Raw genomic sequence first — 3,013 nt, forward strand, 5'->3', positions numbered from 1 at the left:
GGAAACACCACAATAAACGTACAATAGTCATTGTATCTTGTCGCAATACCGATCTTGCAGGCAAGCCTGATACTCCACTAATGCTCACACCGGTTACCCCGAATTCATGGTTCACCCAAAGTCACCGCCCAATAAACAGCTCCGTTACGGATTTCTGGTGCTTCCCAATGCATCAATGGCTAATCTGGCCATTGCCACTGAAGTGCTGGTCGTGGCCAACCAGCTGGCAGAAAAGCGGTGTTACGAGTATCTGACGCTCTCGTTCAACGGCGAAGCAGTGACCTTGCTGAACGGACAAAAGCTCTCCGTTGACCTCCCCCTGCTCAATGCACCACGACTGGATGCTTTGTTTGTTCTGGCAGATGACACCCACGGCAGCATCAATACCGAAGAACTGGCACGTGCGGCCTGCCTGCCTGGAAACGACAAAATGTTGATCGCAGGTATTGGTTGTGGCAGCTACTGGCTGGCGCGTGCAGGTTTGCTATCCGGCTACCGCACCACCATACACTGGCAGGAAATCAGCCGTTTGACGGATGAATTCGCTGATGTCATCGTGTCCGGCAACTTGTTTGAAATCGACCGCAGCCGTGCCTCCTGTGCCGGAGGTGTCGCTACGCTGGACTTTATGGTGACACTGGTTTCCGGCTTGCTGGGCAGCGAGTTTGCCTCGCGCCTGTCCGAATTATTCAGTATGGAGCGTATCCGTCCGGGTAACGAGCGCCAACGCATCCCGCTGGCGACCCGCATCGGCGGCAGCCAACCCAAGCTGACCGAAGCCGTCAGTCTGATGGAAGCCAATATTGAAGAGCCGCTGTCGACCGATGATATTGCCTTCTACGTCGGCGTCTCGCGTCGCCAGCTCGAGCGTCTGTTCAAGCAATACTTGGGTACTGTGCCGTCCAAATACTATCTGGAACTACGGCTAAACCGAGCGCGCCAGCTATTACAGCAGACATCCAAGTCCATTGTTCAGATCGGTCTTGCTTGCGGATTTTCCAGTGGGCCGCACTTTTCCAGCACTTACCGCAGCCACTTCAATATCACGCCGCGCGAAGAACGCTCACAGCGCGCCATGCATCATATTCCCGCACAAGCACCCGACGCCGCATGACACAAAAACGACACCTTTACCCGCCACAGCAGTGGAAGGTAAAGGTGCCGGTTCAGGATGCATCCAAGAGCAGCATCCCTTCCTCAGGTTCATTGTCAGGCAAAGACAGCTCTTCTTGCAGGCGTGCCCGCTCCAGATGGCTAGCCTCGATCTGCTTGCTAGAGCTAATCCCCAAATCCTTGAGCTGACCGGCCTTACCGATAATATTGTTATTACCGTGAGTCAGGCGCCGGTGGGCAACATCAAAACTATCCTGAGCCTGACGCAGGCGGCTGCCCAGTTTGTCAAAATCGGCGACAAAGGCACAGACACTTTCATATAGCTGGGTACCGCATTTGACGATGGCCTCGGTCTGACGATTGCGCTTCTCTTGCCGCCATAGATGAGAGACCGTACGCACCACCGACATCAGGGTGGAGGGGCTGACGAGCAAAACGTTCTTGTCCCATGCTTCGCGAAACAAGTCTCTATCCTGTGTCACTGCCAACATAAAGGCAGGCTCTACCGGCAGAAACATCAACACAAAATCGATGGAATCCAGACCATGCAATTTCTGATACTCGCGCAGTGACAGGCCCTTGAGGTGATTGCGAACCGATGCCAGATGGCCGGCCAGTGCAATACTGCGCTCGGCATCGGTGTCTGCGGACACATACCGGGTGTAGTCCAGAAGCGAGACCTTGGCGTCTATCACCAGATTACGCCCCTCCGGCAAACGCAACACCACGTCCGGCTGGGCACGGCTGCCATCCTCGCGCGTATAACTGGCCTGCTCGATAAACTCCACCCCGGTACTCAGGCCCAATTGCTCCAGAAGATCCTTGAGAATCAACTCACCCCAGCCGCCCTGAGCCTTATTGTCGCCCTTCAATGCCCGAACCAGGTTTTTGGCCTCTTGGCTCAAGGTCTTATTCAGTCCGGCCAGCATTTCAACCTGACTTTTCAGCTCGCTCCGCCCCTTGCCCTCCTCCACATACACCTGCTCAACCTTGGACTTGAATTCGGCAATCTGGGTTTTAAGCGGCCCCAGTAAAGTCCCAAGGTTATGCTGATTCTGCTCGGCAAAACGCTGACTTTTACTCTCAAATATCTGCTGAGCCAGATTTTCAAACTGCGTCGACATTGTTTCTCGCGCCTCGTTCAGCAGTGCTAATTGCTTGATCGCACTTTCGCGGTCTGCATCCAGCTGCGTTTTCAACGAGGCCAGCTCGCTCTCCAGCGCAGACCGTGCCTGCTCGGCGCGGTGGCGCTGCTGCTTTTCCGCATCCAGACTGCTAGCCAAACGCTGGTTTTCAGCCTGCATCGATTCCACGACCGCCTTGCTACGCCCCAACTCTTCGCGCAGCGCGGCTTGTATTACAGACAAATCATCGCGCGATTGAAGCGCCACCTGCAGTTTTTCGGGCAATACTTGCAACGACTCAAGCCGCCCCTGAAGCGCAGCATGGCGTTCACGTTCAGCCGACAATGCCGCCGCATATTGCTGACAGGATTTACGCTCTCCCGTTAATGCTTGCTCATAAGCCAATAGCTGTGACTGCAAGGCAGGAACCTGCCGCGCACGCTCCTCGAACTGAGCCCTTATCTGCTGCTGCTCATTCAGCAAACCTTTCGCCGTTACCAAGTCAGCACGCAATAGCTCAAGCTCGGTCAGCGAAGCCGCAAGCTGAGCCTGCTGCGCGCCTATCTGCTGCGCCTGCAAAGCAATCTCGGTAGCCGAAGCGGAAGCTGCCTGTGCTAGCGCAGCAGAAAACTTGCTTCGGCACAACATCAAGACCAATCCCCCACCTGTGATCAGCCCGGTTAAAGCCACCAGCAACAAGATCAAGCTCGGCACAAAGACTCCTTTAACCGATAAAAATTTGGGATTGACAGTGTAGCAGCATAGCGCTCACTTAA

2 protein-coding genes are annotated in these 3,013 nt (G+C 54.9%); one reads left to right on the forward strand and one right to left on the reverse strand.

Translation table 11 applies throughout. The annotated features are described in order from the left end of the window. Window positions 1–106: 106 nt before the first annotated feature. Window positions 107–1,114 carry a GlxA family transcriptional regulator gene (locus ACRC1E_RS12520; protein WP_438515424.1) on the forward strand — a complete coding sequence of 336 codons (1,008 nt, stop codon included), beginning with the start codon at window positions 107–109 and terminating at the stop codon, window positions 1,112–1,114. Window positions 1,115–1,166: 52 nt separating this feature from the next. Here the strand turns inward: ACRC1E_RS12520 and rmuC are convergent, their stop codons facing one another. After that, window positions 1,167–2,951: a DNA recombination protein RmuC gene (gene rmuC / locus ACRC1E_RS12525; RefSeq protein WP_438515425.1), complete on the reverse strand. Its 1,785-nt coding sequence runs from the start codon at window positions 2,949–2,951 to the stop codon at window positions 1,167–1,169. Window positions 2,952–3,013: the final 62 nt, after the last annotated feature.

Source organism: Craterilacuibacter sp. (assembly GCF_051659485.1).
GTDB lineage: Bacteria > Pseudomonadota > Gammaproteobacteria > Burkholderiales > Chromobacteriaceae > Craterilacuibacter.

Excerpts from the sequence above, each read along its gene's own strand:
- ACRC1E_RS12520 (WP_438515424.1), top strand. The coding sequence starts at position 107 with ATGGTTCACCCAAAGTCACCGCCCAATAAACAGCTCCGTTACGGATTT.